General features: G+C 66.2%; 18 protein-coding genes. 13 read left to right on the top strand and 5 right to left on the bottom strand.

Features of this window, described 5'->3' with window-relative positions:
• Nucleotides 1–84 precede the first annotated feature (84 nt).
• Nucleotides 85–807 carry a Crp/Fnr family transcriptional regulator gene (locus tag G361_RS0118075; RefSeq protein WP_026343178.1) on the top strand — a complete coding sequence of 241 codons (723 nt, stop codon included), beginning with the start codon at nucleotides 85–87 and terminating at the stop codon, nucleotides 805–807.
• A 525-nt stretch (nucleotides 808–1332) separates the two neighbouring features.
• Complete coding sequence (locus G361_RS47015) at nucleotides 1333–2844, top strand: hypothetical protein (RefSeq protein WP_196814497.1); 1512 nt, start codon at nucleotides 1333–1335, stop codon at nucleotides 2842–2844.
• A gap of 133 nt (nucleotides 2845–2977) precedes the next feature.
• Here the strand turns inward: G361_RS47015 and G361_RS50385 are convergent, their stop codons facing one another.
• A complete protein-coding gene (locus G361_RS50385) occupies nucleotides 2978–3484 on the bottom strand; it encodes a hypothetical protein (protein WP_196814498.1) in 507 nt (168 codons plus the stop codon).
• Between G361_RS50385 and G361_RS48375 the strand changes: the two genes are divergently transcribed.
• Together G361_RS48375 and G361_RS0118090 are read left to right on the top strand one after the other, a co-directional pair.
• Nucleotides 3468–3644: a hypothetical protein gene (locus tag G361_RS48375; protein ID WP_196814499.1), complete on the top strand. Its 177-nt coding sequence runs from the start codon at nucleotides 3468–3470 to the stop codon at nucleotides 3642–3644. The two genes, G361_RS50385 and G361_RS48375, sit on opposite strands and share 17 nt — an antisense overlap.
• Before the next feature lie 412 nt (nucleotides 3645–4056).
• Nucleotides 4057–4554: a MarR family winged helix-turn-helix transcriptional regulator gene (locus G361_RS0118090; RefSeq protein WP_019928516.1), complete on the top strand. Its 498-nt coding sequence runs from the start codon at nucleotides 4057–4059 to the stop codon at nucleotides 4552–4554.
• A 559-nt stretch (nucleotides 4555–5113) separates the two neighbouring features.
• On the opposite strand, the gene G361_RS49495 is transcribed toward G361_RS0118090, so the two are convergent.
• Nucleotides 5114–5782, bottom strand: a complete 669-nt coding sequence (locus G361_RS49495; protein WP_155981487.1) for a hypothetical protein — start codon at nucleotides 5780–5782, stop codon at nucleotides 5114–5116.
• A 143-nt stretch (nucleotides 5783–5925) separates the two neighbouring features.
• Between G361_RS49495 and G361_RS0118100 the strand changes: the two genes are divergently transcribed.
• The 6 genes from G361_RS0118100 to G361_RS44010 all read left to right on the top strand — a co-directional run bounded on the left by G361_RS0118100 (nucleotide 5926) and on the right by G361_RS44010 (nucleotide 12049).
• On the top strand, nucleotides 5926–6882 hold the full coding sequence (locus G361_RS0118100; RefSeq protein WP_019928518.1) for a triacylglycerol lipase: 957 nt from the start codon (nucleotides 5926–5928) through the stop codon (nucleotides 6880–6882).
• Nucleotides 6883–7007: 125 nt separating this feature from the next.
• Complete coding sequence (locus tag G361_RS0118105) at nucleotides 7008–9122, top strand: hypothetical protein (RefSeq protein WP_019928519.1); 2115 nt, start codon at nucleotides 7008–7010, stop codon at nucleotides 9120–9122.
• Nucleotides 9123–9212: 90 nt separating this feature from the next.
• A complete protein-coding gene (locus G361_RS44005) occupies nucleotides 9213–9557 on the top strand; it encodes a WXG100 family type VII secretion target (protein WP_019928520.1) in 345 nt (114 codons plus the stop codon).
• An 8-nt stretch (nucleotides 9558–9565) separates the two neighbouring features.
• Nucleotides 9566–9865: a WXG100 family type VII secretion target gene (locus G361_RS0118115; protein WP_019928521.1), complete on the top strand. Its 300-nt coding sequence runs from the start codon at nucleotides 9566–9568 to the stop codon at nucleotides 9863–9865.
• A 4-nt stretch (nucleotides 9866–9869) separates the two neighbouring features.
• The gene (locus tag G361_RS0118120) at nucleotides 9870–11378 is read left to right on the top strand and encodes a hypothetical protein (protein ID WP_019928522.1); all 1509 of its coding nucleotides are present in this window, start codon (nucleotides 9870–9872) and stop codon (nucleotides 11376–11378) included.
• Nucleotides 11379–11380: 2 nt separating this feature from the next.
• Entirely contained in the window at nucleotides 11381–12049 is a 669-nt protein-coding gene (locus tag G361_RS44010) for a pentapeptide repeat-containing protein (RefSeq protein ID WP_196814500.1), read from the top strand.
• A 178-nt stretch (nucleotides 12050–12227) separates the two neighbouring features.
• Here G361_RS44010 and G361_RS0118135 read toward each other — a convergent pair whose 3' ends face one another.
• Both G361_RS0118135 and G361_RS0118140 read right to left on the bottom strand, forming a co-directional pair.
• Nucleotides 12228–12722, bottom strand: a complete 495-nt coding sequence (locus G361_RS0118135) for a hypothetical protein (RefSeq protein ID WP_155981488.1) — start codon at nucleotides 12720–12722, stop codon at nucleotides 12228–12230.
• A gap of 2 nt (nucleotides 12723–12724) precedes the next feature.
• A complete protein-coding gene (locus G361_RS0118140; RefSeq protein WP_019928526.1) occupies nucleotides 12725–13177 on the bottom strand; it encodes a VOC family protein in 453 nt (150 codons plus the stop codon).
• 70 nt (nucleotides 13178–13247) lie between these two features.
• Between G361_RS0118140 and G361_RS47020 the strand changes: the two genes are divergently transcribed.
• Entirely contained in the window at nucleotides 13248–13940 is a 693-nt protein-coding gene (locus G361_RS47020) for a TetR/AcrR family transcriptional regulator (protein ID WP_019928527.1), read from the top strand.
• Between the two features lie 177 nt (nucleotides 13941–14117).
• Entirely contained in the window at nucleotides 14118–14954 is an 837-nt protein-coding gene (locus G361_RS0118150) for an SDR family oxidoreductase (protein ID WP_026343181.1), read from the top strand.
• A gap of 10 nt (nucleotides 14955–14964) precedes the next feature.
• On the opposite strand, the gene G361_RS0118155 is transcribed toward G361_RS0118150, so the two are convergent.
• On the bottom strand, nucleotides 14965–15972 hold the full coding sequence (locus tag G361_RS0118155) for an AraC family transcriptional regulator (protein ID WP_019928529.1): 1008 nt from the start codon (nucleotides 15970–15972) through the stop codon (nucleotides 14965–14967).
• Between the two features lie 119 nt (nucleotides 15973–16091).
• Between G361_RS0118155 and G361_RS0118160 the strand changes: the two genes are divergently transcribed.
• Nucleotides 16092–16808, top strand: a complete 717-nt coding sequence (locus G361_RS0118160; protein WP_019928530.1) for an SDR family NAD(P)-dependent oxidoreductase — start codon at nucleotides 16092–16094, stop codon at nucleotides 16806–16808.
• Nucleotides 16809–16832 lie beyond the last annotated feature (24 nt).

Here is a 16832-nt window from a genome sequence, read left to right on the forward strand (position 1 = left end):
CGAACATCCCGTCGCAGTAGTGGATTCGGGACGTTGTTCTCGCTCGCTGTAGCGCATGCCGGAGCAGAAGCGCAGACTCTGGTCATGGACAGCGGTACGACGGATACAGCTGAGCAGGAACCGAGAGAAGTCTGGGATTGGCCCGCGTCGAGCCTGCTCGGTGGCCTCGGGAAGTCCGCGCGAAACCAGTTGCTCACCTTGGGGGTTCGGGTGCGATATCCGGGCGACCGCATCCTCGTCCGGCAACAGGAGAACACCACCTTCGTATTGGTACTGCTGGACGGCGTGGTCAAGGCGACCGCGCGCGCCCGCGACGGCCGTGAAGTCCTGCTGGCCGTGCGGATGGGAGGCGATCTGGTGGGCGAATTCGCCGCGATCGATGACCAGCCTCGATCGGCGACGGTCACCACCTGCGGCCCCACGGTCGCCCGGCTGGCCACCCGAGCCGAATTCCTCGGCTGCCTGGAACGCAATCCGCCGATCGCGCTCGCGGTCAACGAGTCGATCGTCGCCAAGTTGCTGGTGGCCAACGAGCGCCGCATCGACTTCACCGGCTGTGACGTCCCGACCCGCCTGGCCCGGGTACTGCACCAGATCGCGATGACCTACGGGGAGGCGGTCGGCGCGGGAGCCGTAATCCGTTGGCCGATAACACAACCGGAGCTCGCCACCTTGTCCGGTGCCGCCGAGCCGTCCGTGCACAAGGCGTTGCGGCGGCTGCGCGAATCCGGTGTCATAGCAACCGGTTACCGGACCATCCGGGTGAAGGATCTGGAGCTGTTGAGCAACATCGCGTTCCGCGAGTGATGCGCAGGGGACAGAAGCAATCGCAGGACGGTATCGCGGCCCGGCGGCTGCGTTAGCGTCGGAGCCGAGGGCCGTGAGGGCGGCCGTATCGCTGCCGGCAGGGGGCTGTGTGACATGGACAGTTGGGATCTCGCCATCGCTCCCGCGAACGAGGACACCGCGGTCGCGGTGGCCGAGGCCGGGCGCCTGAGCTTGCCGGTATTCGATGCGGTCCCGATCGATCGGCCCGGATCCGGCAGCGCGGAGAACCGGATGCACGCGGTCGTCCGGCACGTGGCCACGACGCTGCTCGACAGCCACGGGGGCACCCGGCCGCGCAGTCTGGTGCTGACCCTGCCGGCGTCGACGCCGGCCACCGAGCTGGACTCGCTGCGGACCGTCACCGCGCAGATCGGCCTTCCGCCACCGCTTTTCGTGCCCGATCCGATCGCGGCCGCCCAGCGGTTCCGGGCGGACTACCCGCTGCCCGCCGGTACCGCTGTCCTGGTTCTCGATGTGGGTTACCGGAGCGCGGACAGTGCGATCGTGCGCAACTCCGCCGGGACGCTCGGGATCGCCGGGTCGCCGACGAGCGGTTCGCGTCTCTCCGGCGCGGCGCTCGACCGGGTGTTCGCCGCACTGATTGCCCGAGCCGACGGGAAAGCCGCTCGGCCGCAACTCTTTCCGGCCGAGGGGACCGAACCGGAGCTCGACGCGAAGTGGCGCCGGATGGTCACCCAGGGCCGCGAGCAACTCGTCGCGCGCCCCGCGATCCGCATCGTCGCCGACGAGGCCGGGCACGGGTTCGACATCGCGCACGCCGACTTCGAGTCGGCGTCGGCCGAGGTCCTGGCGGCCGGCATCGAGGACCTGCGTACCACGATCGACCACGCCGGTGTGGGGCATGGCGAACTCGCCGCGGTCTACCTGGTCGGCGCCTCGAGCCACACCCCCGGGCTCGCGAGGCGGATCGGCGAGGCATTCGGCCTGCCGGTCGTCACCGCGGAAAACCCCGGGGCCGCTGTCGTTTCGGGTGCACTGTCCCCGCCGAGGTCCCTACCCGCCGGAGTGCATGTCGGCACCGGTGAATGGGATACCGCCGCCGTCGGACGGGAACTCATCGCGGTCGCCCGCCGACGCACGCTCCCGATGGCCGGCTCGCCGCCGGCCGAGACACCTTTTCCACCTTCGGAATTGCCGTCCGTCTCCACGGAACTCGCGCTGCCGGAGCCGGTTTCGATTGCCGTAGCGCAGCCGCTCGCTGATCCGCCGCACGTCGACTGTTTCGGTGCTCCACAAGTGACCGAGCCGCTGCGGCAGCGGAGCCTCGAACCGGAGTCGTCCCCCGCCCGGCCGTGGCCGTCACCGCGGCGAGGTGCACGAGTGAACCTGCCGCTCGCGCTGATCGTCGCGGCGGCAGCGGTGGTGGCCGTCAGCGTAACCGTCGCCGTGCTCGTCGCCGTGAACCGCGAACAGTCGCCGACGACCGGACCGGTCGCGATGCCTACGCCATTCGCGCGGTCGCAGCTCTCCCCGGTACCGGATTCGGTCCCGCCGTCCGCCGCGGCAAGACCGACCACCAGGTATGCGCTCCCGCCCGTATCGACGACCCCGGCGCTCCCGCCCACCGATCCGGCGCAGGTCGTCACGGCCTACTTCGCAGCGATCAACAGGCACGACTACGCGAGCGCATGGGCCCTGGGCGGTAAGAATCTCGCCTCCAGTTACCCCGATTTCGTCCAGAGCTTCCGGACCACGGCCGACGACGAAGCATCCGTACACGACGCCGACGCCACCACGGCAGTGATCACTCTCGTGGCGGCCCAGACCGACGCCCCCGAGAACTTTCGCGGGCACCTACACCGTCGTCAACGGCATCATCGTCGGCGCTCACGTACAGCGCGTCAGCTGATCCGCATTGCCGGTCGGACGAACTCGGTAACCGAGGCCGCTTACGCGCGGAATCCGTATTACCGCGAAATTACGGATACCCCCGGCAGGTCGATTCAAAACGCTCTGAGCTCGATCGATCCAGGTAGAAAATCTTGCCGCAATTAACTTTTCCAGCATGAATATTTGATAGTGGATAACGATATTTTCACACGCTTACGGTCGGCCATCGATGCCGAACCGTTATTTGTGATATCGACCCCGGAAAGATGAGAACAGGTTATATTTCAAACACCTGCTGTTACGGCTCGACATCACGTCCCGCCGTTGTTCCCTTTCTGGAGATAACCATGAGATCCATCTCGTCCATCCTTCGTGCCGGCGTTCTGGCGCCGATGGCGGTCGCCACGGTCTTCTGCCTGGCGGCGCCGGCGAATGCCACGCCCGTCAGCGTGAACTGGAGCTGCCAGGGCACGGTCTTCGGCATCAGCCAGAACTCGAGTATGTCCACCTCGGTCACCGGCACCGCGCCGAGTTCGGCGGCGTCGGGTTCGGCGGTGGCCATCACCCTCACACCCGGCTCCTCGTCGGTGCCGAGCTCGGCCTCCGGCTTCACCGTCAACAACATCAGCAACCTGAAGATGACCTTCCCGACCCCGGCGAATTCGACGCTGGTCTCGGCCTCCGCCTCCGGAGGGACCGTGGCCGGTACCGTCTCCACCTCGGGCGGGAATGTCGTTCTGACCGTGCCGGGTCCGATCTCCGGCGGCTCCAGCTTCACCCCGCCGGCGGTGACCATCAACGTCACCGCGGGCACCGCCGGAACACCGATCACCAGCAAGTACGCGGGGACCAGCTACGCCAGCCCCGGCATGACCATGACGACCAACGTCGCACTGGTCGGCAACGTGGCGACCTCGTGCTACCCGAACCCGTCCCCGACTCTCACCACCACAACCGTCAGCTGAGCCGGAGGACAGGCGCCACGGCTTGACGGCAGCCGTGCCGGCGGCCCGTGGTGAACTCGCCTGGGCCGGGTTGTGCCAGCAGCCCGGTCCAGGTCCCACCCCAGCGGGGCAGGTCGACCACGGTTCCCGACAGTGGTTGCCCCACTTCGGGTTTGATAACTCCGATGAATTATACGATGCACAGTATCGCATCGCTCGCCGTGTCGTACAGTGCAGGTCCGGCACAGCCCGCGGTCGCCCCGGCGGCCGCGGCGGTGCCCGTTCGTGATGTCCGGTAGCCGTGGTTCCGGCTGCCGGCCGACCGATCGACAGGAGCTCGAATGTCCGCTTCGCATGTCCGGCAACCGAGCCCGCCCTGATGGGCGACTTCTGCTGAGCGGTCCGATGTTTCGAGCGATCGAGGGGAAAACCTGTGTGTCCGAGAACAACCGAACCCGCCCGGATCTCGGTCGAGCTCAAGAGGGCCCGGGAGTTCTACCACGAGACCGCTGAGGATCTGGTCCGCGAATTGATCAGGGTGCTGGGTGTGAACGAGACCGATCGGCGTGCGCTGGAAATCGTCCTGCTGGAGGACGGAAAGTCCACGACGCCAGGCATTCTGGCGGAACGGCTCGGCCTCACCGCGGCCGGTGTCACGATCATGCTCAACCGGCTGGAGAAGCAGGGCTACATCGCCCGCTCGCTGCACCCGACCGACCGGCGCCGCGTGATCGTGGCGGCCACCGAACTCGCTGCGCATCGCGTCCAGGAACTCGTCGCACCCATGATCGTCGAGAGCTACAAGATGCTGCTGAGCTGGTACGACTCGACCGAACTCGAGACGATCGCCGACTTCCTCACCCGCGCAGGCGAACTGCAGCAGATCCATCGGCAACGACTGCGCGACCTGGCCCCGTATCCCAAACCCTGAAACCCTCGATCGCGCGACTCTACTCGAGTTGACCGAAATACGAGGCGCTTCGAGATTCGGCGCCCGAACTCCGCTGTGCGAGTTCGGAGACGCGGTGTCTGCGCACTGCCGAAATTCACCGATTTCATCAGCCGTGCCGTTCGACGTGCCGCAACCCGCCGGCACCTATCGAGCAAGAAAGCAGTAGTCCGTTGCAATCCGTCGACAACAACGAAGACCCGGTGACCGAGCCGGGGATCAATACCGAATCCGGACCGCGAATTCTGCGGTGGCGCAAGGCCGTAATGCCGGTGGCCGACCGTTTCCGGCGGCAGATGCCACATGCCGGTATGGCGGCCGCGCTGATGACCACGGCGATCGGAATAACTCTCCTGATCCGCGCTGATTCGAGCCCGCCGGGACGGGCGAGCTTGGCGGAGGCTTTCCGGGGCGCCACCGTACAAACCTTCGGGTACAACGCGATCCAGAGCCCGTCCGGCGCGGCGAGCACGACATCCGACGCAATCCCCGTCTCCGCCGATGTTCCGGACACCGGCACGTCCCCCGACACCGCAACCGCTCAGTCGGTCGCCGACACCACCGATCCCGGCACCGGAACGTCTACCGCCACGGACTCGGCGACACCCACGCCGGCGGATGTGCCGCCGCCCGCGAGCCCGGCGGAAGTGCCGCCCGCGAGCCCGGCGGTTCCGCCGATGAGCGCGAGTATCGAAGCCACGGCGAGCCTTTCGGTCCAGGCCGTGCCGAGCGTGCCGGATCCGGGCACGATCGTACCGACCGCGATACCGACGGTGACCGTTTCCGTGGCTCCGACGGATACGTCGACGATCACGGTGACGGCCGACCCGAGCACGGTGACAGTGTCGGCCCTCCCGTCGACCATCACCGTTACGTCCGACCCGACGACCACCGCAACGCCGACCACGACAACCACCACCACCACGACATCGACTTCGACTTCGACAAGCACCACCACGACAGCGCCGACCACCACCACTGCGCCGACCAGCACCACCACAACAGCACCGACGAGCACCACAACCACGACGGTGCCCACAACCACTGCGACAACCACGATTCCGGCGAGCTCGACCACGCTCTCCAGAACACCGGCATCGTCCACGCCGCCGACGACCACATCGGCACAATCCACGACGACCAAGTCCCCGGCACCGACGAAGTCGGCGCGTCCGACAACTCCGTCCCTCGCACACCCACCGACCGTCACACCGAAGGTGACGACGACCGGATAGGCGCCGATCCGGATTTCTCACCACGGCTCGGTGGTTACCCACAGTTCCCAATTGTGTGGTGCCACCGAATATTTTCGTTGAACTCGGAAGGCGCGCGAATTCGACCATAGTCCCCGGTATGACAGATCGAACTCGCCGATGGACCGCGCTGGCCGCCGGTGCCCTCGCTGCCGCCGTACTTCACGGCGGTTTCGCCACAACCGCTCAGGCCGACCCGCCCCCGGCGACGCCCTACCCGGTTCCCGACCATTTCCTCCTCGACGCGATCGGTGGCGCGTTGCAGGGCGGCGCCGCGAGTCCGCCCGGAACGAACGACTGGTCGTGCCACCCGTCGCCCCGGCATCCCGAACCGGTGATTCTCGTCCACGGCCTGCTCGCCAACCGCAACGACAATTGGCAGACCTACGGGCCGCTGCTGGCGAACAACGGCTACTGCGTCTACGCCCTCACCTACGGCGCACCCGGCGGCGATCCCATGGGGCTGCTCGGCGGCCTGACCTCGATGGAGAGCAGCTCCCGAACCCTGGACGGCTTCGTCGACCGGGTACGCCAGGCGACCGGCGCCACCAAGGTCGACCTCGTCGGACATTCCGAGGGCGCCACCATGCCGTACTGGTATGTCAAGGTGGGCCACGGCTCCGACAAGGTCGCGAAGATGATCGGACTCGCTCCCCTCGTGCACGGCAGCGGTGGTTCCGCGCTCGCCGACACCGGTTCGAGCACCGGCTCCGCCGACCAGCCCGCCCCCGTGGAGTTTCTCGCCACCTCGGCATTCATGCGGCAGCTCAACGACGGCGGGATAACCGTGCCGGGTGTCGCCTACACCCAGATCGTCACCCGCTACGACGAAGTGGTCGTCCCGTACACCATCGGCCTCGTCCACGAACCGAACGCGACCAATTTCATCGTGCAGGACCAATGCCCGCAGGACTTCGCCGACCACCTCTCCATCAACTCCGATCCGGTGGCCGCCCGCGACGTCCTCAATGCCCTCGATCCGGACAATCCGATGCCCGTCGAATGCACCTTGGTCCTGCCCGCGATAGGAGTCGTATCCAGCGGATCGGGCAGCTGAGAAGTTGCCCGCGAGCGCCCTCCGCCGGCACTTCTCCCTCGGCAGCCCACGCCCCCAGCGCATAAACTCTCGCTGGCCCGCTCCTGCGGGCCCGGTGGCCGCACCGGCGGGAGAGGACAGGCCGTATGTCGATCGTCGACGGGCGACGAGTCGTCCTGGTCACCTTCGCCGGCCGCCGGGATCGCATGGAGTTGCTGGCCCGGTACGCGGAGGAAGCGCTCGGCCGCAATCTCATCGATGAATGGCACGTCTGGAATTTCGCCCGGAACGACGCCGACGACCGCTGGCTGAATTCCCGCTTCCCCGGCCTGGGCCGCACCCCCGACAATCTCGTCTACTACCCGGCCGGAACTCTCGGCCCGGAATCGGAGTCCACCCGGCAGTGGACCGCGCGGGTGCGCTCCAGGAACGACGTCCATATCGGACTGGAGTCCCGCGACCCCGAAGCCCCGTCCTTCGAATTCGTCATAGGCGGCTGGGGAAATCAGCGCACCGCGCTACGCCGCATAGATCCCCCCGATTTCTTCGTGGAAGACCACGAAAACCGCGAACACATACACGCCCCCCTGGCCGAAGTGAACACCCCCGGCATCCTCTCACCGAGAACATTTCGAGAAATACACGTCGCCCTGGACGAGTCGAACCTGACCCTGACAGTGGACAAGGCACCCCTGATCCGACACGGGTTCCACATCCCACCCGGCGGCTACGACGTCCACGTCAAGACAGGATTCGACTCCGACGCCGAATGGCGCCTCCCGGCCCTGTCCGATACGAGGGAATACCTCTACCACAGCACCACCGGATGGCGTGCCGGATTCGTGGACGCGATACATTTCTACGCCGCCCGCGCCGACCACTACGCCGACACCGTCTTCCTGAAATGCGACGACGACATCGTCTACCTCCAGCTGGAAACCCTGGAGGATTTCATCCGATTCCGCATCCGGCATCCGCAATACTTCCTGGTGACCGCGAACGTGATCAACAACAACATCTGCGCCCACTACCAGCAACAGAACGGCGCCGTACCGAGAAGCCTGATGGAGCTGGAACTACCACCGGGAGGATTCGGCGGAAGCCTCTGGGAGAGCGCCGCAGCCGCAAGCACCCTGCACCATCACTTCCTGGACAATCGACACCTGTTCGAACAGCTTCCGGCAACACCCATCGAATGGCCGGGCCGACTGGGCATGCACTTCGTAGCCTGGATGGGCACGGACCTGTCCTACATGTCCGCGGACACGGTGGACGACGAACGTGCCCTGTCGGTCCGAATACCCACCTACCTCCAGCGCGGCCACTGCATATACCCCAGATTCCTGGCAAGCCACCTGTCCTCCGGAAAACAGGCCGGCGCACTGGACGAGCACCCCATCCTGCGCCGATACCGCCAGCTCGCCCTGGAAAACAAACTGATAACCCCCGGCGAACTCGCCGGCATGAATTCCGAACCCTCCGGCAGCCCCCCGGAGCCGACCCCGTCGGGTGGCACGGACCCGTGCGGACGCGCATATTCCCGCCCCAGACCCGAACCCCCGGACCCGTCCGCGGATCCGAATGTAGCGATCATCGTATTGAATTTCAACACAGCCGAGATGACGAACGCCCTGGCGAACTACCTGAACACCACTCTCGCATACGACAGAAAACGGGTCTACGTAATAGACAACGGTTCCCCGACACCCCCCGAATCCGCAACGCATATAATCCCGAGAAACCTGGGATTCGTCAACGGAATGTACACAGGATATCTGATCGCCTCCACCGAGGACGAATACGACGCATTCTGGCTGCTGAATTCCGACGTACGTTTCGACTACGGCGACACGGTACTCCGAGAACTGGTGGACGTACTCTTCTCCTCGGCCGACTACGCGCAGATCGCCCCCGAACACAACTCGTGGCACCCCTTCATGGAACGAGCCGAGAGCGCCGCCTCGATCCGCCGCCAACTGGAACCCACGGCAACGCTGATCAAACGCTCCACCATCGACGCTCTGGGCTTCTGGGATCGGGACATGTCCCTCGGATACGGCACCGACCCCGACTACGGCTATCGAATCCGATCCGCCGGCCTGCACAGCATCCTCACCGACCGCGCCCGAATCCACCACGAACAACACCAGTCCATGGCCGATTTCGAGGACTACCACCGCCGAGCCCTCGCCCAGGAAGATGCGGTGCTCAGCATGAAATACGGCAACGATTGGCGCCGAATCATCGAGGAAGACCACTGATCCAGGAAAAGTTCACTGCCGCAAAGCAACAGCGCGGCCGATCCCTGGTTCCATTGACGCTGCCCGCCCGTGCCGGTTAGGTTGTCGACCATGGGCGGACTCGAGGGGGACGCTGCGGAGTCGGACGACTCCGGCGGTGCGGTCGAGGTGGTGCCCGACGCCGTTCGGGCGGTGGCAGGATTGATCTCGCAGGCGGAGACGGAGCTGCGCTCGGCGTTGGACTCGGTGGATGGTGAGGTGAACTCGCTGCTGCAGTCGAACTGGTCGGGTCCTGCGGCGACCCGGTTCACGCAGGGGTGGACCGAGACACGTGACAGCGGTAGCGAAATCCTGTCTGCCCTGGCCGAATTGGTGGCAGCGCTCGGCGGAGCAGTCGGTGCCTACGAATCGACCGAGGGTGCATCCACCACGCGATTGAGCAGCCTGAAATTGTAGGGGACGGCATGGATGACGGTTTGCAGGTCGATCTCGATCGACTCGACGACATCGTCGCACGTTTGTCCGGTTTAGCGGGTTTCATCACCGAGAAACTCGACGCGATCGACCACGCGGTCACGAATTTGGGCCCTACCGTGTGGAATTCGGAGGCCGCTGCAGCATATCAGGACGCACATCGGCGGTGGGCGACCCAGGCCCACGACTTCGCCGACGGGGTGAGGACCGCACACGAGGCCGCGCGACTCGCGCACGAGAAAGTGCGACGGGCAGTCGAGCTCAACGGCCGAATGCTGCACGGGGAGTGACAGATTGGCGATCCAGCTGCAATGGAGCACCCTGTACTCCGCCGGCCGGCAATGCCACGATCTGGCCGACCGGCTGTCGCTGGCCTTCGGGCCGTTGGAGACGACCCTGTCGCACCAGTGCAAGGGTATGGCCGGTGATGCACCAGGCTGTCTGCAGTGGGCCAGGGAATACGACGCGGTGGCAGCGGACCATTTTCGCGCCGTGGCCGCCTTGGTCGATGCACTGGTGAAATACGGGGACGTGCTGTACGCGTTCGGCTGGAACTACGCGGTAAGCCAGCATCCCGATCATATGCCGGACAAACCGACCGAATCCGCGTTGTACTACGACACCGAAATGGATATGCCTGCCTCCAGCGCGGGCAACGGCCCCGGTGTCGATCGCGACGGCGGCGACAGCGGTGTCTACGAGAAGTTCCTCGACAAGATCCAGGACGAACTCGGTGGCCTGCCCAACGGCAATACCCACCTGCTCGACACCGCTGCCGCGGCGTGGAAGGCTTTCGCGCACCACAATGCCGTGACCGCGGCCGCCGACGACATACAGACCGTTGCCGGTCTGTTCGACTCGATCAGTGATCCCCACAAGGACACTCTGCTCGAGCAGTTGGGCACGCTGCACCGAGCCGCCGCCGAGGTCGCTGCCTCCAGCCTTTCGATCAGCACGGCTGTGTCCGACTATGCCACCGGTACCGGTGAGGTCCGCTCGGCGATCAGCGGTGTCGTATCCACCGCCGTCATCGGTATCGCGGTCACCGCCGCGGCCGGAATCGTCGCGGCGGTATTCACTTTCGGCGCCGGCGCGGCGGTGGCGGGAGGCGGTATCGCGGCCATCGTCGCGGACACTGTCAACGCGGTCCGTACCGCCTACGAGGGCACTCGCCTCATCCGTATCCTCGGCCTGCTCGGCCGCCTCGGTCGCGGCGCGGTCGGCGTCATCGACGCCTTCGACGCCGCGAAGAACATCAGAAACGTCACCGGCACCCTCGCCACCATCCTCGCTCTCAAACTTGCCGTCGACAGTCTCGACGACGACCATGCGCACCCCGGTCCGGTGCGATCGAGCAATACGCCCGGAACTCCCGAATACCAGCAGCGCGTGGAAGAACTCGCGAAAGATCCGGCAAAGAACGGCAAGGTCAGCCCGCAATCGAGGAGGGAAGCCGAAGTCGGGCTGGCCAATGAGAACGCCGGTAGAGTGGGTCCGCTCGAGCGAGCTCCGCTGGGGACACACGGTGAAGATCAGGGTGAATTCATTGATACCGAGACGAATCTTCGCTGGGATGTGAAGAGCTCGCCTGATGTGATTCCGGATTACCGGCCTCCACAAGTTGCGGGCAATCCGATTTCCAGCCCGCAATCCGATCAGGAATTCGTTGACATGATCAATGATTCGATCGCTTCCGGAGAAGGCGTTATGATCGACGAAAGCGGTATGACGGCTGCCCGGAAGGCACGCTTGCAGGAAATTGTCGCGAATAATACCCAATGGCAAGGGAAGGTACTCTGGTAGGAATGACCACTGCTTATGGGCGTACGCCGGACAGTGTTCGCCGATGGCCTGTGGATGTGCGGGCGCACCGGGCGATCACTGATTATCTGGAAGGCTTGCCTGCCGACCCGGCTTCGGAACAGACCGCTGCGATGTTGCTCAATGGCTGGGGGCTCGACTTCACGGACGCGGATCTCTCCGGACTGGATTTGCTCGGTGCCGAACTGAGCCAGGCGAATCTGAACCGAGTTCTGCTGATCGGCACCGATCTCTACACGGCATGGCTGGCCGACGCGGTACTCGTCGGTGCCGATCTGAGCGGTGCCGACCTCCGGAAGGTCCACGGCCGAGGGTGCCGGGCTCAGGAGGCGAAATTGCAGGGCGCAGATATGCAGCAGGCCGACTTCAGCCATTCGGATCTTCGTGGCGCGGATCTGCGCGGCGCGCGTCTGATGCGGGCTTCGTTCTCCGGGGCGGACCTGCGAGGTGCGGACCTGCGGAATTGCGTGCTGGAACGAACGCGACTGTCAGGTGCACGGATTGCGGATGCTCGTGTCGACGGTGCCACGGGTCTGTTGGCAGGGCCGGTGGATATCGGCGTCGACTCGGCCGTACCGTTGGACGGCCCGGATCTGGAGGCATGGTTCGCATCGCACGGCGCGCCCGATGTGAAGTCGTACCGAGTGGGTTAGACAGCCGCTCGCGGCCGGGCCGACGAGCGCGCCGATAGCCCCGCCGTGCTGGACATCCTGTCGACCGGCCTCACGCTTGCGCCTGTGGTCGACCACGCCGTGGCGGGAAGAGAAGCCGCCGATGCGTGGCCGACCGTGCGCTCGAAGGTCGTCTCCGTCCGCTGACCGAGGGGATCGGTCAGCGGGCCGGCGTCAGGGTCCAGTTGTCGGCCCGGCTCCACCATTCGGCAGTCCGGCCCGTACCCTCCTCGCTGCTGTTGCCGCGCAGGTAGCCGTCTTCGAACCAGCTGCCTTGGTAGACACCGGTTTTCCCATCGGACCAGTGGATGGTGAATCTGATCGACCGGCCCTGGATCTGGCCCTCGCCGGCCCTGATCACCCCGCGGTCGGTCAGGGTGTCGGCGAGTCCGTTGAACGTCACGACCGTGTTGGCCGCGTTGGTTTCGGACCAGGTGACTTCGACGTGGAATCCGAGCGGGTTGTCGGTCGTACCGGACGGGCGCTGATACACATCCCAATCGGTCTTCAGGTTCACCGAACTGGGCGGCACGGCTTGTGCGGCAACGGTTCCGGCGACGCCGAGAACGGCCGTCGTGCCGAGCACGAACAGCCCGGCACGCAGCGTACGTGCCGACCGGGAGAACATGGTCGCTGATTTCGGGCGGTGGGGCATGGTCATTTCCTTTCCGAGGCCGCTCGGACATCGCCGGCCGTCAGCGGGTGGTCACCGAGTTCGGTGTGGGATTCGTTGGTGTAGAAGCGGATTTCGTGTCCGTCGGGATCGTGCAACTCGGGCAGGATCCAGCCCATGGTGGCGAAGTGCACGCCGGCGTGGGTCTCCCCGAGCTCATCGAGATGTGCCGCAAGCGCTTCGATGGCGGCGCGGTCCGGCACGCCGATGGAGAAGTAGTCGAAACCCGCTGCCGCGACAGCCTTTTCGGGATCGAGCCGGAGGCCGAGTAGTGGTCCGCCCGCCGGGTGGCGCAGGGAGACGCCCATCAGGACGTTCTGTTCACGGAATTCGATGACGACCGCGTATCCGAAGCGACTGTGATACCAGTCGATCGAGCGGGTCAGGTCGGAAACGGGAAGTTTGAGGTGATGTACCCCAGCGAGTACGGGGATCATGGATGCTATCCTCTGCAGTACCAGTGTAGTGAAGCAGCATCACTGTAGTGATGCAGTAAGGATGCATCAAATGGATCGAGGTGTCAAGAAGACCTCGCCGCTGTGGGATGCCCGCAAGGCCGAGACGGAGCGGAAGATTCTCGACGCGGCCACCCGGCTGTTCGTCGCCGACGGCTACGCGGCCACCTCCCTGGCCGCGGTCGCCGAAGCCGCCGCGGTCGGTGCGCGGACGGTCTACCTGCGATTCGGCTCGAAGGCCGAACTGCTCAAACGTGCCATCGACGTTGCGCTCGTCGGCGACACCGAGGAGGTCGACCTCGCGCACCGCGATTGGTACGTCCGCGCCGCCACCGCCCCCACCCTCGAGGAACGGATCGCCGGCTACGCACGCGGCGCGCGCGAAGTGATGGAGCGGGCCGCGCCGCTGATCGCGGTCGCCGCCGCGGCCGAAGCCGGCGAACCCCTGATCGCCCAAGACGCTCGCACGGGACGGACTGCCACGCAACGGAACATCGCCGACCTCTGGCGTCGGATGCACGCGGACGGCCTGCTGCATCCCGACGCCGACCTGGAATGGATCATCACCACGGCCGGCACGCTCGCGCAGGCCGAAACCTACAATCTCATGATCAGAACCCTCGACTGGGACCCGGCCACCTACCAGCAGTGGCTGTACGGGACCTGGCTACGATTCGCGACGACACCGTCGACCCTGATCGAGCCGTCTCCCGGCCCCCACGAACCCGACGACGAACGCGCGTGACCGTGGACCGATCCGGGTGACAAGTCGCCTGATGACAACTATTGGTCGTATTCGGACAATTTTTCCGTCGGCGACCCCGATAGCGTGCAGCTGTGGACGATCGTGGTCCGCAGCGCAAACGAACAGGAGGCGGCCGATGATGTGGACACTGATCGGACGGGGCACGGTGAATCGGCGATGACCGCGCAGGAGCGAGGCGGAGCCGTCGTGACCGGCGCCGGGCGGGGCCTGGGCCGGCTGCTCGCCGGGGTGCTGGTGGAGCGTGGTCATCGAGTGCTGGTGACCGATCTGGACGCGGATGCCGCCGCGCGGACCGCAGCCGAACTCGGCACGCGGGCAACGCCTTTCGCACTCGATGTGCGCGACGAGACACAGGTGACCGCCGCTCGCACGGCGATCCTCGAACTGGCCGGACGGCTGGAGGTGTGGATCAACAACGCGGGCGTCCTGTACACCGGCCCGGCGTGGGAGCAGAGCGCCGAGGCCCGCCGGTCGATGCTGGAGGTGAACGCGCTCGGCACGATCAACGGCACCGTCACCGCGATCGAGGGCATGCGCGACGGCGGCGGCCATATCGTGAACATCGTCTCGCTGGCCGGTTTGACGATGGTGCCGGGCGAAGCGGTGTACGCGGCCTCCAAACACGCCGCGATCGGGTTCAGCCTCAGCACACTCGCCGACCTCGAACTCGCCGGGATCCACGACATCGACATCTCGTGCATCTGCCCGGACGGAATCTGGACGCCGATGCTGTTCGACAAGCTGGAGGACCCGGGTTCGGCATTGTCGTTCTCCGGCAAGCTGTTACAGCCCGAGGAGGTGGCCGCGGCCGTGCGCAAGGTGCTCGACCGCCCCCGACCGGTCACCGCGATACCGCGCTGGCGCGGCGTGCTCGCGCGAACCGTCGACCTGATGCCGGGCATCTCGCGACGCGCGGCACCGTTGCTCGTCGCGCAGGGCAGGCGCACCCAGCGCGCCCTGCTCGCCTCGGGCAGACCCCGCCGCCGGGCGTGATCACCCGGGCTCATCCCGATGCCGCGGTGGCCCGCCGGCGGGCCGCCAGCTGCCGCGGTGATTCACCGAACCACCGCCGGCAGGCCCGGGTGTAGCTGCTCTGCTCGGAATAGCCGAGCATGGTGGCGATCCGGCCGCTGCGCAGCCCGGTGGCCGCCAATTCCCATGCCATGGTGCGGCGGACGTCGTCGAGGATCTGCTCGAAGGTGGTCCCGGCGGCGGCGAGGTTGCGCTGCAACACCCTTGGATGCACGGTCAGCGCGCGGGCGACGCCGACCAGGGTGGCCTGATCCACCTCGAGCAGCCGCCGCACCAGATGGTGGACATGATCGGGCAGCGCCACATCCGGCCGGATCGGCGACAGATAGGTTTCCGCGAGGGCCCGCGCCGCGGCGTCCCGGCCACGAATCTCGCTGGCCAGCAACGCACTCGGAAAGACGATCGTGTTCCGGTCGGCCTCGAACACCACCTCCGCACCGAACACCGGCCGGTAGACCTCCGGCGGTGATATCCGCCGGTGCTGCATCGTCACCCGCAGCGGAACGAAGTCGTCACCGAGCAACAGCCGGAACACATCCAGCGCGATGGCAAGGCTCAGTTCCGTCATCTGATCGCGATGGGCCAATTGCCTTACCGTGAAACCGAATTCGAGGTCCGACGAGTGCGGGCCCCGATCCACACCGGTACGGACGGCCGGACTGTAGGTGTGCAGATACCGCGACGCTCCCTCGAGCGCCTCCGCGACCGTCGCCGCATGCCGGATGATCACCGCGACCGGGCCCAGAATCTGTATCCCCTGCCGGCATCCCAGACGCAAACCGAAATCGGGACAAGACAATTCGCATGCCGCCGCACCGATCACCCGGGCCAGGGCGGTATAGGTGAGGAACCGCTCGTGCGCACCGGCGATCGCGGGATCGATCCCCTGTGCCCGCAACAGCGCCGCGGGATCGCCGCCGAGGCCGGTCACCAGGCCGGCGAACTCCGCCAGCGACGTGCCCCGGATCAGATCGGTCATGTCACCAATTGTCAAATTTATGTCGCCTCGTGGCAAGTATTTGCCGTGCGGGGTCTGCACGATTGTGAGCACCGGCACATCACCGCCGACGTGCCGACGTCAGGAAAGGGATTCCGACCATGCCCGTGGACTTCTCCGTATCCGGTAAGCGCGTCCTCGTCACCGGTGGCCGCGGCGGCATCGGCAGTGCGATCGCCGACGCGTTCGTGGCCGGGGGTGCGACCGTCGTCGCCACCGACATCACTGCCGGTGACACCGTCCGACCGGGTATCGAGGAGCGAGTGCTCGACGTCCGCGACCGGCAGTCGATCCGGGACCTGGCCGCCGATCTCGGCCGCCTCGACGTGCTCGTGCAGTGCGCCGGCCGGGCGGTGCCCATGGCCGAATACGAACTCGACACCTTCGAGGAGGTGCTCGGCATCCATCTCACCGGCTCGTTCGCCGTCGCCTCGGCGATGAAACCGCTGCTCGCGGCCTCCGGCGCCGGGTGCGTGGTGAACGTCGGCTCGATGTACAGCTACTTCGGCTCGGCACTGGTCCCCGCCTACGGCGCCGCCAAGGCCGCCGTCGTGCAACTCACCAAGACCCTCGCGATCGCCTGGGCCGGTGACGGGATCCGGGTCAACGCCATCGCACCCGGCTGGATCCGCACCCCGATGACCACCGCGGTCGAGCAGACCCCCGAACTGCGCGCGGCCATCACCGGCCGCATCCCCAGCGGGCAGCTCAGCGAACCCGCGGACGTCGCGGGTACCGCCGTCTTCCTCGCCACCCCGGCCGCGGCCCTGGTCACCGGCGTCACCATCCCCGTCGACGGCGGCTACAGCGCGTCCTGAACCCGCCGGAAACACTTGCACCAG

Origin of the sequence: Nocardia sp. BMG111209, assembly GCF_000381925.1 — a bacterium.
Taxonomy (GTDB): domain Bacteria; phylum Actinomycetota; class Actinomycetes; order Mycobacteriales; family Mycobacteriaceae; genus Nocardia.